A 14,411-nucleotide genomic window follows, 5' to 3' on the forward strand; every position below is an offset into this window, starting at 1 on the left:
AGGTCCACCGGTGGCGCTGGTCGCCGTCGTGAGCCTGCAGCAGCCGCCCCTTCCCGCCCGGCGGTAGGGTGGCGCCCATGGCCAGCCTTCTCAACCGGATCCTCACCCTGCTCGGACGCGCCGCCTCCGACGCCGTCAGCGACGCCCTTTCCCAGAAGTCCTCGACGCCGTCGGGCACGTCGGAGAGCAGGTCACCAGGTTCAGCTGAGACCGCGCAGTCCCGCGCCCCCAAGTCGTCGGCGGCGAAGCCGTCACCGACCCGGCCCCGCGCCCACGACAGCGGCGCTGCGGTGGGTGCGACGGCCCCCTTGGCGCGAGGCGTCAGCGTCTACGACGTCTCCGCCCTGGGGCTGCCCGACTTCGCTTACTCCCCCGACCCCGATGGCGAGGCCGACCCCGGCGAGGTGGTGTGGGCCTGGGTTCCCTTCGAAGAGGATCCCGCCCAGGGTAAGGACCGGCCCGTCCTGGTCCTGGCTCGCCATGAGACCCGTCTGGTCGTGGCCCAGATGACGAGCAAGGACCACGACCGCGACGCCGCCCAGGAGGCGCGCTGGGGCCGCTTCTGGCACGACGTCGGCACCGGTGACTGGGACCGGCAGGGTCGCCCCAGTGAGGTGCGTCTGGACCGTCTGCTCCTGGTGGAGCCGGCCTCGGTGCGCCGCGAGGGAGCCACGATGAAGCGCGAGGTCTTCGACGGCGTCGTGGCCGCCCTGCGCCACCACCACTCCTGATCGCCTCCAGATTTCGACAGATCGCACAGGATACGGATGTCATCCGCTAGGCCCGGACACGCTGGAAAGCACCTGCATCGGAGGTTTCTACAAAACAAGATTGAAGTATTGCCTATCCTTCCTTCACGCATAAACTTGACTCACTGGCCAGCCCACCTATCCCTATGAAGTGATCGGAGCGATCATGGCACTCCCAACAGTCGCCGGCGGGACCTGGAGCTACGGCACGAACTCGAAAGTTGTCTACTCGAACTTTCATCACCCTTCTCGATGCCATGGCTCCTCAGCCCGAACCTACAATGGGCTCATCACCGCACGAAGTCCCAAAACTGCCGCAGGGAAGTGGTCTTACGCTCAGGTCCAACGCTCCACTGACACAAACGAAGCCTTCTACTGGTTCTGCTGAGAGCCATTAGTGTCTTGCGGTAGGCGGCGGCCCCGCTGATGGAGCCCCACCTACCGCACCACCCTCATGAAGATTCTTCTCAGAGCCACCTGGGCCCTCAACCTCACGCTGTGCTTGGCGACTATCCTGCTTATCCCACAGTCGCTCCTTTTCTTGTTCCCAGCCGAGACGAACGGCTATGTCATTATCAGTGAAACCGGCGTCGACCCGGATGAGCTTCATCAGATCGGCAAGCAGGCCGGCGTCGAGGTTGCCCAGGTACGCCACATCACAGACTTCGCCGATACCACCGACGAGTCATACTCGACAACCAGCGTCGAGCTCCTCGGCTACGAGGCTGATGACTACATTCGCCCGCCATTGACTCCCCTGCTCCTGCCGGAGCCCATCGCCTACAGCGCCAGCACCGTCCAAGACGATGCCCTGGGCGGGTGGTATGCGATCGGCTCGCGGCAAAATACCACCCAGTTCCTCAGCCAGGTCACAGACCGGTGGTGCGATCGCATCAGTGAGTCGGGGATTCTGACACCGGGCCTTGCCCTGTCCACCGCCATCAGCTCCGAGATCGGCGTGAGCCTGCTCCTGGCCCAGACGGTTCTGGCGCTCGTCCTGGCCCTTGCCACCGTCTCCCAGTCCTCCTCCTACAGGAGCGCCCGGTTGCAGGGCCGCTCCCACACCCGTCTGGCCCTCCACCTCCTCAAGAACAGCCTCCTGACAGCATGCCGGTGGCTCCTGCTCCCTCTGGCGCTACTCGCCCTGCTGGTGGCCTACGACATCTACGGCTCCGCCGTGCTGAGCGTCCACCGTCTGAGCGCCGAGCTCATCGCCTGCTGCGCGCTCCTGTCCCTGGCCGCAACCCTGACCGGCACGCTCGCAGGATGGGTGGTGCTCGCGGTTGGAAGCAGGCAGCGACCCGGGACAGCAGAGCGTCCGCGCCACGGGATCGCCCTGCTGACCTATGCGCTCGTCCTGGCCATGACCTGGTCCTTCTCCACCGCGAGCTCCAGCCTCATCATCGATGTCCTCCAGGCGCAGGCACTTCGCAACCAGGCTCAGGCCCAGCAGTCCCTTCCCCCGGCCACCGCTCTGAGCATCTGGTCCGTCAGCGAGCCCACCTTCGGTGCCAAGACACCCCAGATAGCCTCCTTCATCACCCAGGCCCAGCAGGAGGGGAGCCTCGTTCTGGCCTGGGCGATCCCCAACGGCTCCACCGGGGACGGCGACGGGCCGCCCATCCTGTATCTCAACAACACGGCCGCCGCCCACTACGGCCTGCCCAAGGTTACCGCGCAGCAGGTGACCCTCTACCGGCCCCGGTCGCTGGCCGGCCAGGACGAGGCCTTGACCCAGGAGCTCGTCGAGCAGGCGCGTTTCAACACCATGCACGGGGCGAGCGCGAACGCCGTCACCGTCACCTCCCACGACCTTGAGGAGGTCAGCTCGCTCCTACCGGAGAGGCTCCCCGCCGTCAGCTTCTTCCTCAGTAGCGAGGGCACCCGCACCAGCGACTGCCTCATCGCCGTGGTCCCCGACGGCTACTTCGCCCCAGACGACTACCTGTCCGCCATCACCCAGGGGGCCGCAGTCCTCACCGGCCAGAACCTCGTCTCCCTGCGGGAGCGGCTGCGCGAGCACCACGTGGAGGATCTCGTGGCGCGCTTCGACGCCGTCGGCACCGGCAACACGGCCCTCAGGGAGCAAACCACGCACATGGCAGTCCTCCACGCCCTCATCCTGCTGACCACAGCCACCGGAGCCGCGGCCAGCGCCGGGCTCGCGGCACGCACCTGGGCACAGGCCAGAAGTCGCAGGCGTGAGATCGAGCGCCTGCTGGGGCATCGCATGCTGGCCGAGCGCCTCCTGACCGCGGTCCTCATCACCATCCCGGTACTCATCCTCGCCTGGCCGCTCCTGACCCAGCCCAGTGCCGAGCTGGTCCTTACTCAGGTGGCGTGCGCACTCACCCTCACCGTGGCTGCTGTCGTGGGAGCACGCCACGCCACTGCCCGGCCCACCCACCCCCGCCGCAGGAGGCAGGCCCGCCATGGCTGACACACTCACCGCTACAGACCTGACCATCTCCAGAGGCGGGCGCCTGCTCGTCGACGGGCTGGATCTGTCCCTGAAGGAGGGGACTGTCACGGCACTGACCGGCCCCAACGGCTCCGGCAAGACCACCACGGCATGGTGCCTGGGCCTGCACGATCTCGATTTCACCGGAACCGTGACCATCGATGGCCGGCCCTCCAGCAGGATGAGCCCGCGTGACATTCGCCTGGTGCACCGCACCACGATCGCCCTCCAGCCCCAGGACCTTCTTCTGGAGGACTCCTGGACCCCCATCGCCACACTGCGCCACGCCGCTTGGGCACTCGGGCTCCCCCGGCGCCAGCGCGCGGCGCGGATCGCCGATGCCCTGGGCGCGGCCCGGCTCACCACCCTGTCCCGAACTCGCACGGGCCTGCTCAGCGGCGGAGAGCGGATGCGAGTGGCCCTGGCGCGAACACTGCTCATGGAGCACCCCCGCCTGGTCATCCTCGATGAGCCCACCGCCGGTGCGGATGAGGAGCTGGCCACGGTGGTCATCGGCGCCATGGACGCGTGGGCTCGGACCTCTGCCGCGATCCTCGTGATCACCCATGACCCAAGGCTTATCGAGCGTGCGGAGAACCAGGTAGAGCTCAGCACAGGCGAGCAAGTTCACGTGCACAGCCTCCATGAGCACGAAGCCATTGAGAATTTGGACTGATAGAGTCACCCCTTGGACCTCTGGCCTGGCCGGCTGCGGGGTCCGGCGACCGGGTCAGCCAGGTGCCCCACCACCTCATGTCAACCCGTGGCGCGAACCCTCTCTCCGGCCATTGACCAATCAGACGCGAGAAAGTTTCACCGTGGCGAACATCAAGTCCCAGATCAAGCGCATCAAGACCAACGAGAAGGCCCGCCTGCGCAACAAGTCCGTCAAGTCCGAGCTCAAGACCTACGTGCGTCGCGTGCGCGAGGCCGTCGAGGCCGGTGACAAGGACGCCGCGCTCGAGCACCTCAAGGCCGCCTCCCGCAAGCTGGACAAGGCCGTCTCCAAGGGCGTCATCCACAAGAACCAGGCCGCCAACCGCAAGTCCAAGCTCGCCAAGCGCGTCGCCTCCCTCTGAGGCCACCGCAGCAGTGAGCATCTGAAGGGCGCCTCCCACCGGGGAGGCGCCCTCCCCTTTTTTCCATCACCTTCACCCATTCATCAGACCGCTTCAAGGAGAGCCCATTGCGCATCGGATTCGACCGCGACAAGTACCTGCGGATGCAGTCCAGCCACATCGCGGAGCGCCGCGCCCAGTTCGGCGGCAAGCTCTATCTGGAGTTCGGCGGCAAGCTCATTGACGACATGCACGCCTCGCGCGTGCTGCCGGGCTTCACCCCGGACAACAAGATCGTCATGCTCGCCGAGCTGGCCGACGAGGTCGAGATCGTCATGGCGGTCAACGCCAAGCACCTCGCCCGCAACAAGGTCCGCGCGGACCTGGGCATCCCCTACGAGGACGACCTGCTGCGCCACATCGACGCCTTCCGCAGCTACGGGCTCTATGTGGGCAGCGTCGTCGTGACCCAGTGGACTGATGACAACCGCCAGGCCCAGGACTTCAAGCGCAAGCTCGAGGCGCTGGGCATCACGGTCTACCGCCACTTCCCCATCCCCGGTTACCCCGGTGACGTCGCCCGCATCGTCTCGGCGGAGGGCTACGGGCGCAACGAGTACATCGAGACCAGGCGGGACCTGGTGGTCGTCACCGCCCCCGGCCCGGGCAGCGGCAAGATGGCCACCTGCCTGTCCCAGATCTACCACGACCACCAGCGGGGCATCTCCTCGGGCTACGCGAAGTTCGAGACCTTCCCGATCTGGAACCTGCCGCTGGACCACCCGGTCAACATCGCCTACGAGGCCGCCACCGCCGACCTCGACGACGTCAACATGATCGACCCCTTCCACCTGGCTGCCCACGGCGTCCAGACCGTCAACTACAACCGCGACGTCGAGGTCTTCCCGGTCCTGAGCCGCCTGTTCGAAGAGATCCTGGGCTCCTCGCCCTACGCCTCCCCCACGGACATGGGCGTCAACATGGCCGGCAACTGCATCAGCGACGACGAGGTCTGCCGGCAGGCCGCCTGTCAGGAGATCATCCGCCGCTACTACCGGGCCCTGGTGACCGAGAAGCGCGAGGTCATCGCCCCCGTCCAGTCCCAGCGGATCGCGCTGCTCATGGCCAAGGTGGGGGTGAGCAAGGAGGACCGCCCCGTCGTGCCGCCCGCGCTGGAGGTGGCTGAGGCCACCGGCGAGCCGGCCTCGGCGATCGAGCTGCCCGACGGGCGCATCGTGACGGGCAAGACCTCCGCCCTGCTGGGGTGCTCCTCGGCGATGCTGCTCAACGCTCTCAAGCTCCTGGCCGGGATCGATGATGACGTCAACCTGCTGGCCCCGGCCTCCATCGAACCCATCCAGAAGCTCAAGACCCAGAGGCTGGGAAGCCGCAACCCGCGCCTGCACACCGACGAGGTGCTCATCGCCCTGGCCGTGTCCGCCAACGGGGACGACAACGCCCGCAAGGCTCTCGACCAGCTCGAGACGCTGCGGGGCTGCGAGGTCCACACCTCCACGATCCTGGGCTCGGTGGACGAGGGCATCTTCCGCGCCCTGGGAGTCCAGGTCACCAACGAGCCCGTCTACGCCACCAAGTCCCTGTACCGCAAGAAGTGAGGCCCGGTGCGGGCCACCCTCCTGCGGTGCGCCCGCACCCGGACACCCTGCCGAGGTGTGGATGGTCACATAGGTGCGCAGAGGTGACTGAACGCACTCGCGCGCGGTACATTCTCCTCAACGAGATGAGCTCGTGTGCTCTGGGGTCGGTGAAAGTCCGAACCGGCGGTGACAGTCCGCGAACCGGTCGCATCCAGCGATCGGCTGACCAGGTGGAACTCCTGGACCGACGGTGAGAGTCCGGATGGGAAGCGCACACGGGACACACCATGCCTCGCCCGGTGCCGTGCACCCGGCGGTCGATCATGGCGGTGTCTCTCCCCAGCGCACCCGAGGGAGAGGACCGGATGACCTCGTTCACCACCGTGCAGACGGCCGCGATGCAGCGCGCCCTACGGGCCGCGGCCTGCCCCGACGCCCCGCCCGGCCCCAACCCCCGGGTCGGCTGCGTCATCCTCTCCCCCGACGGCGGCATCCTCGCCGAGGGCCATCACCGTGGCGCCGGCAGCGCCCACGCCGAGGTCGACGCACTGGCGAACCTCGCCGCGACGGGCGCCTCCGCCCGAGGAGCGACCGTCCTGCTCACCCTCGAGCCGTGCAACCACCAGGGCCGCACCGGCCCGTGCGTCAAGGCGCTCCTCGACGCCGGCGTGGCCGAGGTCATCTACGCCCAGGACGACCCGACCGAGCAGGCCGGGGGCGGCGCGGCGGCGCTGGAGGCCGCCGGCGTGCGGGTACGGCGCGGGCTGTGCGCCCAGGAGGCCGCGCGTCTCAACCGCCCGTGGCTCCTGGCCGTGACCCGCGGGCGCCCCATGGTGACGTGGAAGCTCGCCGCCACCCTCGACGGCCGTATCGCCGCTGCTGACGGCACCAGCCAGTGGATCACCCCGGTGGCGGCCCGCCACGACGCCCACCGCCTGCGCCGCCAGTGCGACGCCATCATGGTGGGCACCGGCACCGCCCTCGCCGACGACCCCGCCCTCACCGTCCGCGATGAGGCGGGTCAGCCCGCGCCGGCCCACCTCCAGCCGCTGCGCGTCGTCGTCGGCTCCAGGAGCCTGCCTGCCACCTCCCGGGTGCTCGCCGACGACCACTACCTCCTCCTGCCCGATCACGACCCGCGCGCCGTCCTGGCCGTGCTCGCCGAGCACGAGATCCGCCATGTCCTGCTCGAAGGAGGCCCGACCCTCGCGACCGCATTCCTGCGCGCCGGCCTCGTCGATCAGGTCGTCGCCTACATGGCCCCCGCGCTTCTGGGCGCGGGAGCGGCCGCTCTCACCGACTTCGGGGCGGCGACGATCAGCGATGCCCTGAGGCTGAGTCACCCCCGCGTCGAGGTCCTCGGCGCAGGTGACGAGCTCGCCGTCCGCCTCTGCGGTGACCTGGAGGCCAACGACGTTCCCACTGCCCACTTCCACACCGAGGAGAGTCACTGATGTTCACCGGAATCGTCGAGGAGCTCGGACGCGTCGTCCGGCTCGAGACCGTCGAGGACAGCGCCCGGCTGACAGTCGAGGCGCCCACCGTCACCCAGGACGTGAGCCCGGGCGACTCCGTCAGCGTCAACGGGTGCTGCCTGACGGTCACCGCCTTGCACGGAAGCACCTTCACCGCCGACCTCATGGCCGAGACTCTCACGCGCACCACCCTGGGCTCCCAGGCGCCGGGAGACCCGGTCAACCTCGAGCGCGCCCTGCGCGCCAGCGACCGGCTCGGCGGGCACATCGTCCAAGGGCACGTCGATGCCACCGCCGAGGTCCTCGACCACCACCGCGGTGAGCACTGGGACCTCCTACGCATCGGCCTGCCGCAGGCGATCGCCCGTTACGTGGCCGTCAAGGGATCGGTCGCCCTCGACGGGGTGTCGCTAACGGTCGTCGACGTTGCCGACGCCTCCGACGTCGCCCCTGTGCCGGGGGCGGGGGCGTCGCTCAGCGTCGGGCTCATTCCCGAGACGCTGCGACGCACGACCCTGGGCTCGAGGCGACCCGGAGAACGGGTCAACCTCGAGGTCGACGTCCTGGCCAAGTACGCCGAGCGTCTTCTGGGCGCCCGCCCGAGCCAGGAGGGGCAGCAGGCATGCTGAGCACCAGGAGCGCATCCCCGGGCACGCGCATGGACCGCGTCGAGGACGCTCTCGCCGCCCTGCGCGAGGGCCGGACGGTCATCGTCGTCGACGATGAGAGCCGGGAGAACGAGGGTGACCTCATCCTGCCCGCGCAGAGTGCCACGACCGAGCAGCTGGCCTTCGCGATCCGGCACTCGACCGGCATCATCTGCGCCCCCATGGCGGGCCAGGAGCTCAACCGCCTGGGCATCCCCATGATGACCGAGCACAACACCGATCCCAAGAGGACGGCCTTCACCCTGAGCGCCGACGCCCGCACCGGCATCACCACAGGTGTGAGCGCCGCCGACCGGGCTCGCACCGTCCGCGTCCTGGCGGACCCGGGCTCAGCTCCCGACGACCTCGTCCGCCCCGGCCACGTCTTCCCCCTGCGGGCGCGCGAGGGCGGGATCCTCACGCGCCGCGGTCACACGGAGGCCGCCGTCGACCTCATGCGCCTGTCGGGCAACCGGCCCGTGGGGGTCCTGGTGGAGGTCATCAACGACGACGGAACCATGGCGCGGCGGCACCAGCTGCGTGAGCTCGCCGACGCCCACGCCATGCCCATGATCTCGATCAGTGACCTGGAGCGCTACCGGTGGCTGCACGAGGAACTCGTCGAGGAGGTCGTCTCGGCGCACCTGCCAACCGCGCACGGGGAGTTCACCGCCCACGCCCTGCGCAGCAGGGTCGACGGCACCGAGTACCTCGCACTGGTGTGCGGCAGCATCGCTGACGGTGAGGACGTCCTGGCCCGAGTCCACTCCGCCTGCCTGACCGGCGACGTCCTGTCCTCCCTCCGCTGTGACTGCGGGCCGCAGCTGCGCGCCGCCATGGAGGCGATCAGTGCCCGCGGCCGCGGGGTCCTCGTCTATGCCTCCGACCATGAGGGGCGCGGCATCGGGCTCATCGACAAGCTCCGCGCCTACGCGCTGCAGGAGGAGGGTATGGACACCCTCGACGCCAACGTCGCGCTGGGGCTTCCGGCCGACGCCCGCAGCTACGCCACCGCCGCCCAGGTGCTGCGGCATCTGGGCGTGCGCTCAGTCGAGCTCATGACGAACAACCCGGACAAGGTGGCCGGCCTGGAGCGCTACGGCGTCAGTGTCCGCTCCATGACGCCGACACCGACCTTCGCCAACGGGGAGAACCTCGACTACCTGCGCACCAAGCGCGACCGCATGGGCCATCTGCTCACCGGGCTCGACCCCACCGGGGCCGACGCGGACTCACCGCCCGGCGAGACGAGGGCCGACGACGACACCTGGCACACGAGCAACGAGAACGAAGGAGAGGAACGATGAGCGGATCCGGGGCACCTGAGCAGAGCGCACCTCACGCACGGGGCATGAGGGTGACAGTCGTGGCCGCCCAGTGGCACGAACGCATCATGGGGGGCCTGGTCGCCGGGGCGCTGCGCGCCGTCGAGGAGGCCGGAGCCCAGGCGAGCGTCGTCAGGGCGGTGGGCTCCTTCGAGCTTCCGGTCCTCGCCACGGCCGCCGCGCGAGGCGGTGCCGAGGCGGTCGTCGCGCTGGGCGTCGTCATCCGCGGCGGCACCCCGCACTTCGACTACGTGTGCCGGGCCGCGACCGACGGGCTGAGCCGGGTGGCGCTGGACACCGGGGTGCCGGTGGGCTTCGGCGTGCTCACCTGCGACGACGAGGCCCAGGCGCTGGCCCGCTGCGGCGGGCCGGGCGCGGAGGAGGACAAGGGCTACGAGGCGGCGTGCGCGGCGATGTCCACGGCGCTCACGCTGGCCGCCATGCGGGGCTGAGAGCTGCTCAGCGCCGGCGACTGCCGGTGCGGCGGGCGTTGCAGATCGTCAGGACCGCCCGCTCGACGGCGTAGACGGGGTCGCGGCTGGCCCCCTTGGCCTCGGCGTCGGCCCGGGCCACGGCCAGGATCGAGGTGGCCAGGGCGTCGTCGGACCAGCCCTGGAGTTCGCGGCGGGCCCGGTCCACCTGCCAGGGGGCCATGCCCAGCTCGGCGGGGCTCATGCGCCTGCCCCCGGCGGCCGCGACCCGGGCGAGCTGGCGCACCTTCATGGCCAGGGCCGCAACGATGGCCACCGGGTCGGTGCCGGTGGCCACGGCGTGGCGCAGGGCCGTGATGGCGGCCGGGGTGTTGCCGGCCGCGGCGGCGTCGGCCACGGTGAAGCCGGTGGCCTCGATGCGCCCGGCGTAGTAGGTGCGCACGTGGTCGACGCTGATGGTGCCCTGGGTGTCGGCGAGGAGCTGGTCGACGGCGGAGCACAGCTCGCGCAGGTCGCTGCCCAGGGCGTCGACGAGGGCACCGACGGCCTCGGGGGCGATACTTCGTCCGGCGCGGCGCACGTCGGCCACGACCAGGGAGGACTTGTCCTTGGCGCTCTTGACGGCCTCGCACTGGATGGTCGGGTAGGGCGAGGCCTTGATGGCGTCCAGCAGGCGTTTGCCCCGCTGGCCCCCGTTGTGGCGCAGGATGACGCTGACCTCGGGGTCGGCGGCGCCCACGTAAGCGATGAGGTCGCTCAGCAGGGCGTCAGTCATCTGCTCCAGCGCGGGGACGTAGACGAGTCGGGGCTCGCCGAACAGGGAGGGCGACACGAGGGTGTCGAGCTGGTGGGGCTCGTAGGTGGCGGCCTCCAGGCGCGTGATCTCGGTGGTGGGGTCCTTGGCCTTGGCCTGCGCCAGGAGGCTCCTCACAGCTCGGTCGGCGAGGACCTCCTCGCCGGCGCGGATGAGGACGATCGGCGCCAGCTGGGCCTGGTCCCAGCGCAGTCCAGCCGGTGCCTTGCGCGGGCCCCGGGAGCGGGGGGTGCGGGTCGCTGCCATGGGGCAAGCCTGCCACGAGCGGGCCGCGTCAACCGCCCGGCTTCCTCCAGCAGGGCGCGGCGGGCGCGAGGAGCCGCCGCGAGCAGGACCCCGATCTCGCAGGCCCCCAGTGCCAGGGCGCCCGTGAGGCCGCCTGGCCAGGGCAGGGCGGCGCCGGGCAGGTGGGCGAAGAAGCCGGCGACGAGCACCATCCAGGAGCAGGCCGCGAGCGCCGGCCAGGCGATGACGGTGGCGGCCGCGGGCCAGGCCGGTGCGATCAGCGCCGCCAGGAGCCCGCTGATGGTGGCGATGACGGCGGCCGGCTCACTGAGCAGGTTGGCGGGCACCGACCAGGCCCCCACCGAGGGCTGAAGGAGGATGAGGATCGGCCCGCAGGCGGCCTGGGCCACCAGCGGCAGGGCCACGGCGGCGGCCAGCCACCTGGGCAGGCGGCGTGAGAGGTGGGCTGTGACTGGCTTGGAGCCGATGACGATCCCGGCGGTGGCCACCACGGACAGTGCGAAGCCGTAGTCGCGGGACTGCCAGGGGTCGATGAGCAGCAGGACGATGGCTCCGGCGCACAGGGCGGGCACGGAGGCGGCGCGTCTGCCGGCGACGACGCCCAGCAGCATGACGGCCCCCATGGTGGCGGCGCGCAGCACGGAGCCTGAGGGACGCACCAGGATGACGAGGAGGGTGAGCATGACTGCGCCGAGCAGTGCCCGCCACCGCCGGGGCAGCGCCCCGAGGGCTTCCAGGCCCAGTCCCAGGATGATGGCGACGTGCTGCCCGGAGACGGCGGTCAGGTGCGTCATGGAGACGGTGCGCATGTCCTCGCGCAACGGGGCCGGCAGGGCGTGGTCGTCGCCCAGGGCGACACCGGGTACGAGGCTGCGGGCTCCCGGCGGCCACAGACCTGTCTCCTCCCCCGCTCCTGCGGCGACCGGGGCCCCGATGCCCGGGGCGCCGACGGCCTGGGCGAGACCGGCGCGGACGGAGGTGACGGCCCCGAGTATCCCGCTCGGTGGGCCAAGGACGGTCAGACCGGCGCGCTTGGGGATGATGGCAGCTTCGGCGCGGCCGGGGTCGGTGGGACGCAGGCGCGTGCGCACGCGGACGCGGGTCCCCATGGGCAGGCTCAGCCACTGCGTGTCGCCCAGGACGGTGGCACTCAGGGTGGAGGCCCGCGTGTCCACCTGTTCGACGTCGAGGGTGGTGATGACCAGGGTGGAGCGGCTGGTGGCTGAGACTCGCGGCTGCTGGGAGACGGTGCCGATGAGGGTGACCGGCTGCCCAGTGGCCACTGCCGCGGTCAGCGGGTCGCGCTGGCGGGCCCACAGGTGGGCGGCACTGATGGTCAGGACCGTCGCGGCGCACAGGGCGCACACGAGCAGGCTGGCGCTGAGGGTTCCCATCGCCCCGGGGTCGTACTCGGGGGCGCCGGGACGCGGGTCGGCCCGGTGTCGCGGTGGCCGGAAGCGCAGGACAGCCACCACGAGCAGCGCAGCCAGGGCGGTGCACCCGGAGGCCAGGAGTAGGACCTGCCTCCAGGCGTCTGCCGCCTCACGTCCAACGGCCCACCCGGCGCCGGCCCAGCAGGCCAGCGCCGGGGCGAGCAGGCGCAGGTCGAGGGCCTCGGGGGCCTTGGGGGAGGTGGCGTGCTGACCTCCGTCTCGGTACCGGTTGCGCTCCTGCTCCTGGCGTAGGCGCGCATACAGCGCGGGGTCGTCCCACGGTGCCCTGGGACTGCCCCCACCATTGCCTTCGTGGTCCTCGTTCATACGGTGGCCTGTTCTCGCAGGCCCTCGAGCTTGGCCTTGCCGATGCCGGGGACGTCGGTGAGGGCGTCAACGCTGGCGAAGGGCCCGTGGGAGTCGCGGTACTCAACGATCCGTTGGGCCAGGGCCGGGCCGATTCCGGGCAGCTTCTCCAGCTCGGAGGCCGAGGCCGTGTTGATATTGACCATCCCGGATGCGCCGCCACCGCCGGACTTTCCCGGGGCGGTTCGCGCACCGGAGGCGGCGTCCCCACCGGTTTGGGGTGCGGGCTCGGGCAGGACCTCGCCGATGCGCGGGACCCGGATCTGCTCGCCGTCGGTCAGGACCCGGGCGAGGTTGAGCTGCTGGGTGTCTGCCTCCGCGCTGGCTCCTCCGACGGCGTTGATGGCGTCGGTGACGCGGCTTCCCGGGGGCAGGGTCACCACCCCCGGCCTGCTCACCGCCCCGGTGACGTGGACGACGACGCTGCCCGATGTCGTGCTCAAGCCGCCTGGTACTGCTGCCGGTCCCGTGGTCGGCACCATGGCCGGTTTCATGGCTGGACTCGCGGCCGCCCCTGTGGGTGGGGGCCGCATTGGAGCCGATGCCCCTGCCGCTGCGGCCGGAGCCGCGTGGCCGCCGGCGCCGGTGGAGACCAGTACGGCTCTCAGGGCCAGGGCCAGAGCCAGGATGAGGAGGGCGGAGCCGGCGATGATCGCCGCCCGGGGCGCGATCGCGAGGCGACGTGGCCGGCGCACCGGCTCCTCGGGATCGGTTGAGCAGGCCAGACGCACAAGGTCGTCCAGGGACCTGTGCGCGTCGCTCCGTCTGGCTCCCATGTCCTCGACGGTAGGGACTTGACCCATGGGGCGCATGGTGAGGCTGTCTGCCCTGTGGAGAGCAGTGGCGCCTGGCGGCCTGTGGCAACCGGGCCGCGTCGTCAGGCCTGGCTCAATGGGTCTTCAGGTCCGGGGCGACGGCGATGCCGAGGGCGCCGGGACCCACGTGGGTGCTCGTCGCCTCGTCGACCGGGAGGGTGAGGACCTCGGAGACCTTGGCTCCTGCCTCCTCCATCGCCTGGCGCAGATCGGTCTCGAGCAGCGCCAGCTTGTCGGCGTCGTCGCCTTGAATGACCAGGCGCACCGGGTCTGCGGGGCGCCTGGGGCCGGACAGGGCGGTCCCGCCGGCGACGCGGACGGCCTGCGCGATGAGGTGGCGCCTGGCGCGAGCCGCCCCGCGCACAGTCTCCAGCGTCCGGATTCCGTCGCGGGTCAGGGCCAGGACCGGGCGGATTCCCAGGACACCGTCCAGGCGGGCCGTGGTGCGGTCGATCCTTCCCGAGCGGGCCAGGCGCCCCAGGTCGTCGACGACGAAGAGCTGGCAGGACCGGGCGGTGCTGGCCTGAGCCAGGGCGGCACCGCGACGGGCGTCGTGGGCGCCGGAGGCTGCCAGCACCGCGAGCCCCAGGGCGCCGGAGCTGGTGCCGGAGTCGACCACGCGCAGCCACTGCGGGCGTCGGCGCCCCGCGCTCGGGCCCGGGCCGTTGGGCTGGTCCCGGTACTCGGCCTCGAGCTGGGCGGCGGCGATGCGGGCGTTGTCCATGGTGCCGGACAGGGCCGAGGAGATGTGGATGGCCAGGACCTCTTCGGCCCTGCTGGCCGCGCGCCGGTAGGCGTCCACCAGCTCCTGGACACTGGGCCGTGAGGTGGTGGCGGCCTCAACGTTGTCGGCGGGGATGGCGTGCAGCGGCACCACCTCGATCGCGCGCTCACGCAGCAGGGGCTCCGTCAGGCAGGCGGCGGAGTCGGTGACGACGGCGAGCGACATGCGGCATACCTTATCGGCAAGCCGCGCGCTCATCGGCAAGGCGC

14 protein-coding genes and 1 riboswitch are annotated in these 14,411 nt (G+C 70.7%); of the genes, 10 read left to right on the top strand and 4 right to left on the bottom strand.

Going from position 1 to position 14,411, the window contains the following annotated elements; translation table 11 throughout:
• Positions 1–77: 77 nt before the first annotated feature.
• The 10 genes from AB7V09_RS04950 to ribH all read left to right on the top strand — a co-directional run bounded on the left by AB7V09_RS04950 (position 78) and on the right by ribH (position 9,765).
• A complete protein-coding gene (locus AB7V09_RS04950) occupies positions 78–731 on the top strand; it encodes a type II toxin-antitoxin system PemK/MazF family toxin (RefSeq protein ID WP_419143101.1) in 654 nt (217 codons plus the stop codon).
• Between the two features lie 184 nt (positions 732–915).
• Positions 916–1,137: a lactococcin 972 family bacteriocin gene (locus tag AB7V09_RS04955; protein WP_419143102.1), complete on the top strand. Its 222-nt coding sequence runs from the start codon at positions 916–918 to the stop codon at positions 1,135–1,137.
• Positions 1,138–1,203: 66 nt separating this feature from the next.
• On the top strand, positions 1,204–3,189 hold the full coding sequence (locus tag AB7V09_RS04960) for a hypothetical protein (RefSeq protein ID WP_419143103.1): 1,986 nt from the start codon (positions 1,204–1,206) through the stop codon (positions 3,187–3,189).
• Positions 3,182–3,886, top strand: coding sequence for an ATP-binding cassette domain-containing protein (locus AB7V09_RS04965; protein ID WP_009747435.1), 705 nt, complete (start codon positions 3,182–3,184; stop codon positions 3,884–3,886). Before AB7V09_RS04960 ends, AB7V09_RS04965 begins: the two co-directional genes overlap by 8 nt.
• Before the next feature lie 142 nt (positions 3,887–4,028).
• Positions 4,029–4,289: a 30S ribosomal protein S20 gene (gene rpsT, locus AB7V09_RS04970; RefSeq protein WP_009396927.1), complete on the top strand. Its 261-nt coding sequence runs from the start codon at positions 4,029–4,031 to the stop codon at positions 4,287–4,289.
• 107 nt (positions 4,290–4,396) lie between these two features.
• Positions 4,397–5,884, top strand: a complete 1,488-nt coding sequence (locus AB7V09_RS04975; RefSeq protein WP_009405457.1) for a DUF1846 domain-containing protein — start codon at positions 4,397–4,399, stop codon at positions 5,882–5,884.
• Positions 5,885–6,015: 131 nt separating this feature from the next.
• Positions 6,016–6,145: riboswitch (FMN riboswitch) on the top strand.
• 86 nt (positions 6,146–6,231) lie between these two features.
• Positions 6,232–7,320, top strand: a complete 1,089-nt coding sequence (gene ribD, locus AB7V09_RS04980; RefSeq protein WP_419143104.1) for a bifunctional diaminohydroxyphosphoribosylaminopyrimidine deaminase/5-amino-6-(5-phosphoribosylamino)uracil reductase RibD — start codon at positions 6,232–6,234, stop codon at positions 7,318–7,320.
• Positions 7,320–7,970, top strand: a complete 651-nt coding sequence (locus AB7V09_RS04985; protein WP_419143105.1) for a riboflavin synthase — start codon at positions 7,320–7,322, stop codon at positions 7,968–7,970. Before ribD ends, AB7V09_RS04985 begins: the two co-directional genes overlap by 1 nt.
• Entirely contained in the window at positions 7,964–9,295 is a 1,332-nt protein-coding gene (locus tag AB7V09_RS04990; RefSeq protein WP_279015078.1) for a bifunctional 3,4-dihydroxy-2-butanone-4-phosphate synthase/GTP cyclohydrolase II, read from the top strand. Before AB7V09_RS04985 ends, AB7V09_RS04990 begins: the two co-directional genes overlap by 7 nt.
• A complete protein-coding gene (gene ribH, locus AB7V09_RS04995; RefSeq protein WP_009747580.1) occupies positions 9,292–9,765 on the top strand; it encodes a 6,7-dimethyl-8-ribityllumazine synthase in 474 nt (157 codons plus the stop codon). Before AB7V09_RS04990 ends, ribH begins: the two co-directional genes overlap by 4 nt.
• Positions 9,766–9,772: 7 nt before the next feature.
• Here the strand turns inward: ribH and holA are convergent, their stop codons facing one another.
• The 4 genes from holA to AB7V09_RS05015 all read right to left on the bottom strand — a co-directional run bounded on the left by holA (position 9,773) and on the right by AB7V09_RS05015 (position 14,367).
• Entirely contained in the window at positions 9,773–10,675 is a 903-nt protein-coding gene (gene holA / locus AB7V09_RS05000) for a DNA polymerase III subunit delta (RefSeq protein ID WP_009405959.1), read from the bottom strand.
• Entirely contained in the window at positions 10,672–12,564 is a 1,893-nt protein-coding gene (locus AB7V09_RS05005) for a ComEC/Rec2 family competence protein (protein WP_419143106.1), read from the bottom strand. The genes holA and AB7V09_RS05005 overlap by 4 nt, the downstream gene beginning before the upstream one ends.
• Positions 12,561–13,334, bottom strand: coding sequence for a helix-hairpin-helix domain-containing protein (locus AB7V09_RS05010; protein WP_419143200.1), 774 nt, complete (start codon positions 13,332–13,334; stop codon positions 12,561–12,563). The genes AB7V09_RS05005 and AB7V09_RS05010 overlap by 4 nt, the downstream gene beginning before the upstream one ends.
• A gap of 157 nt (positions 13,335–13,491) precedes the next feature.
• Complete coding sequence (locus AB7V09_RS05015) at positions 13,492–14,367, bottom strand: DegV family protein (RefSeq protein WP_419143107.1); 876 nt, start codon at positions 14,365–14,367, stop codon at positions 13,492–13,494.
• Between the last annotated feature and the right edge of the window lie 44 nt (positions 14,368–14,411).

The organism is Actinomyces sp. SKVG-SVH-4(1) (assembly GCF_048514265.1).
Taxonomy (GTDB): Bacteria; Actinomycetota; Actinomycetes; order Actinomycetales; family Actinomycetaceae; genus Actinomyces; species Actinomyces oris.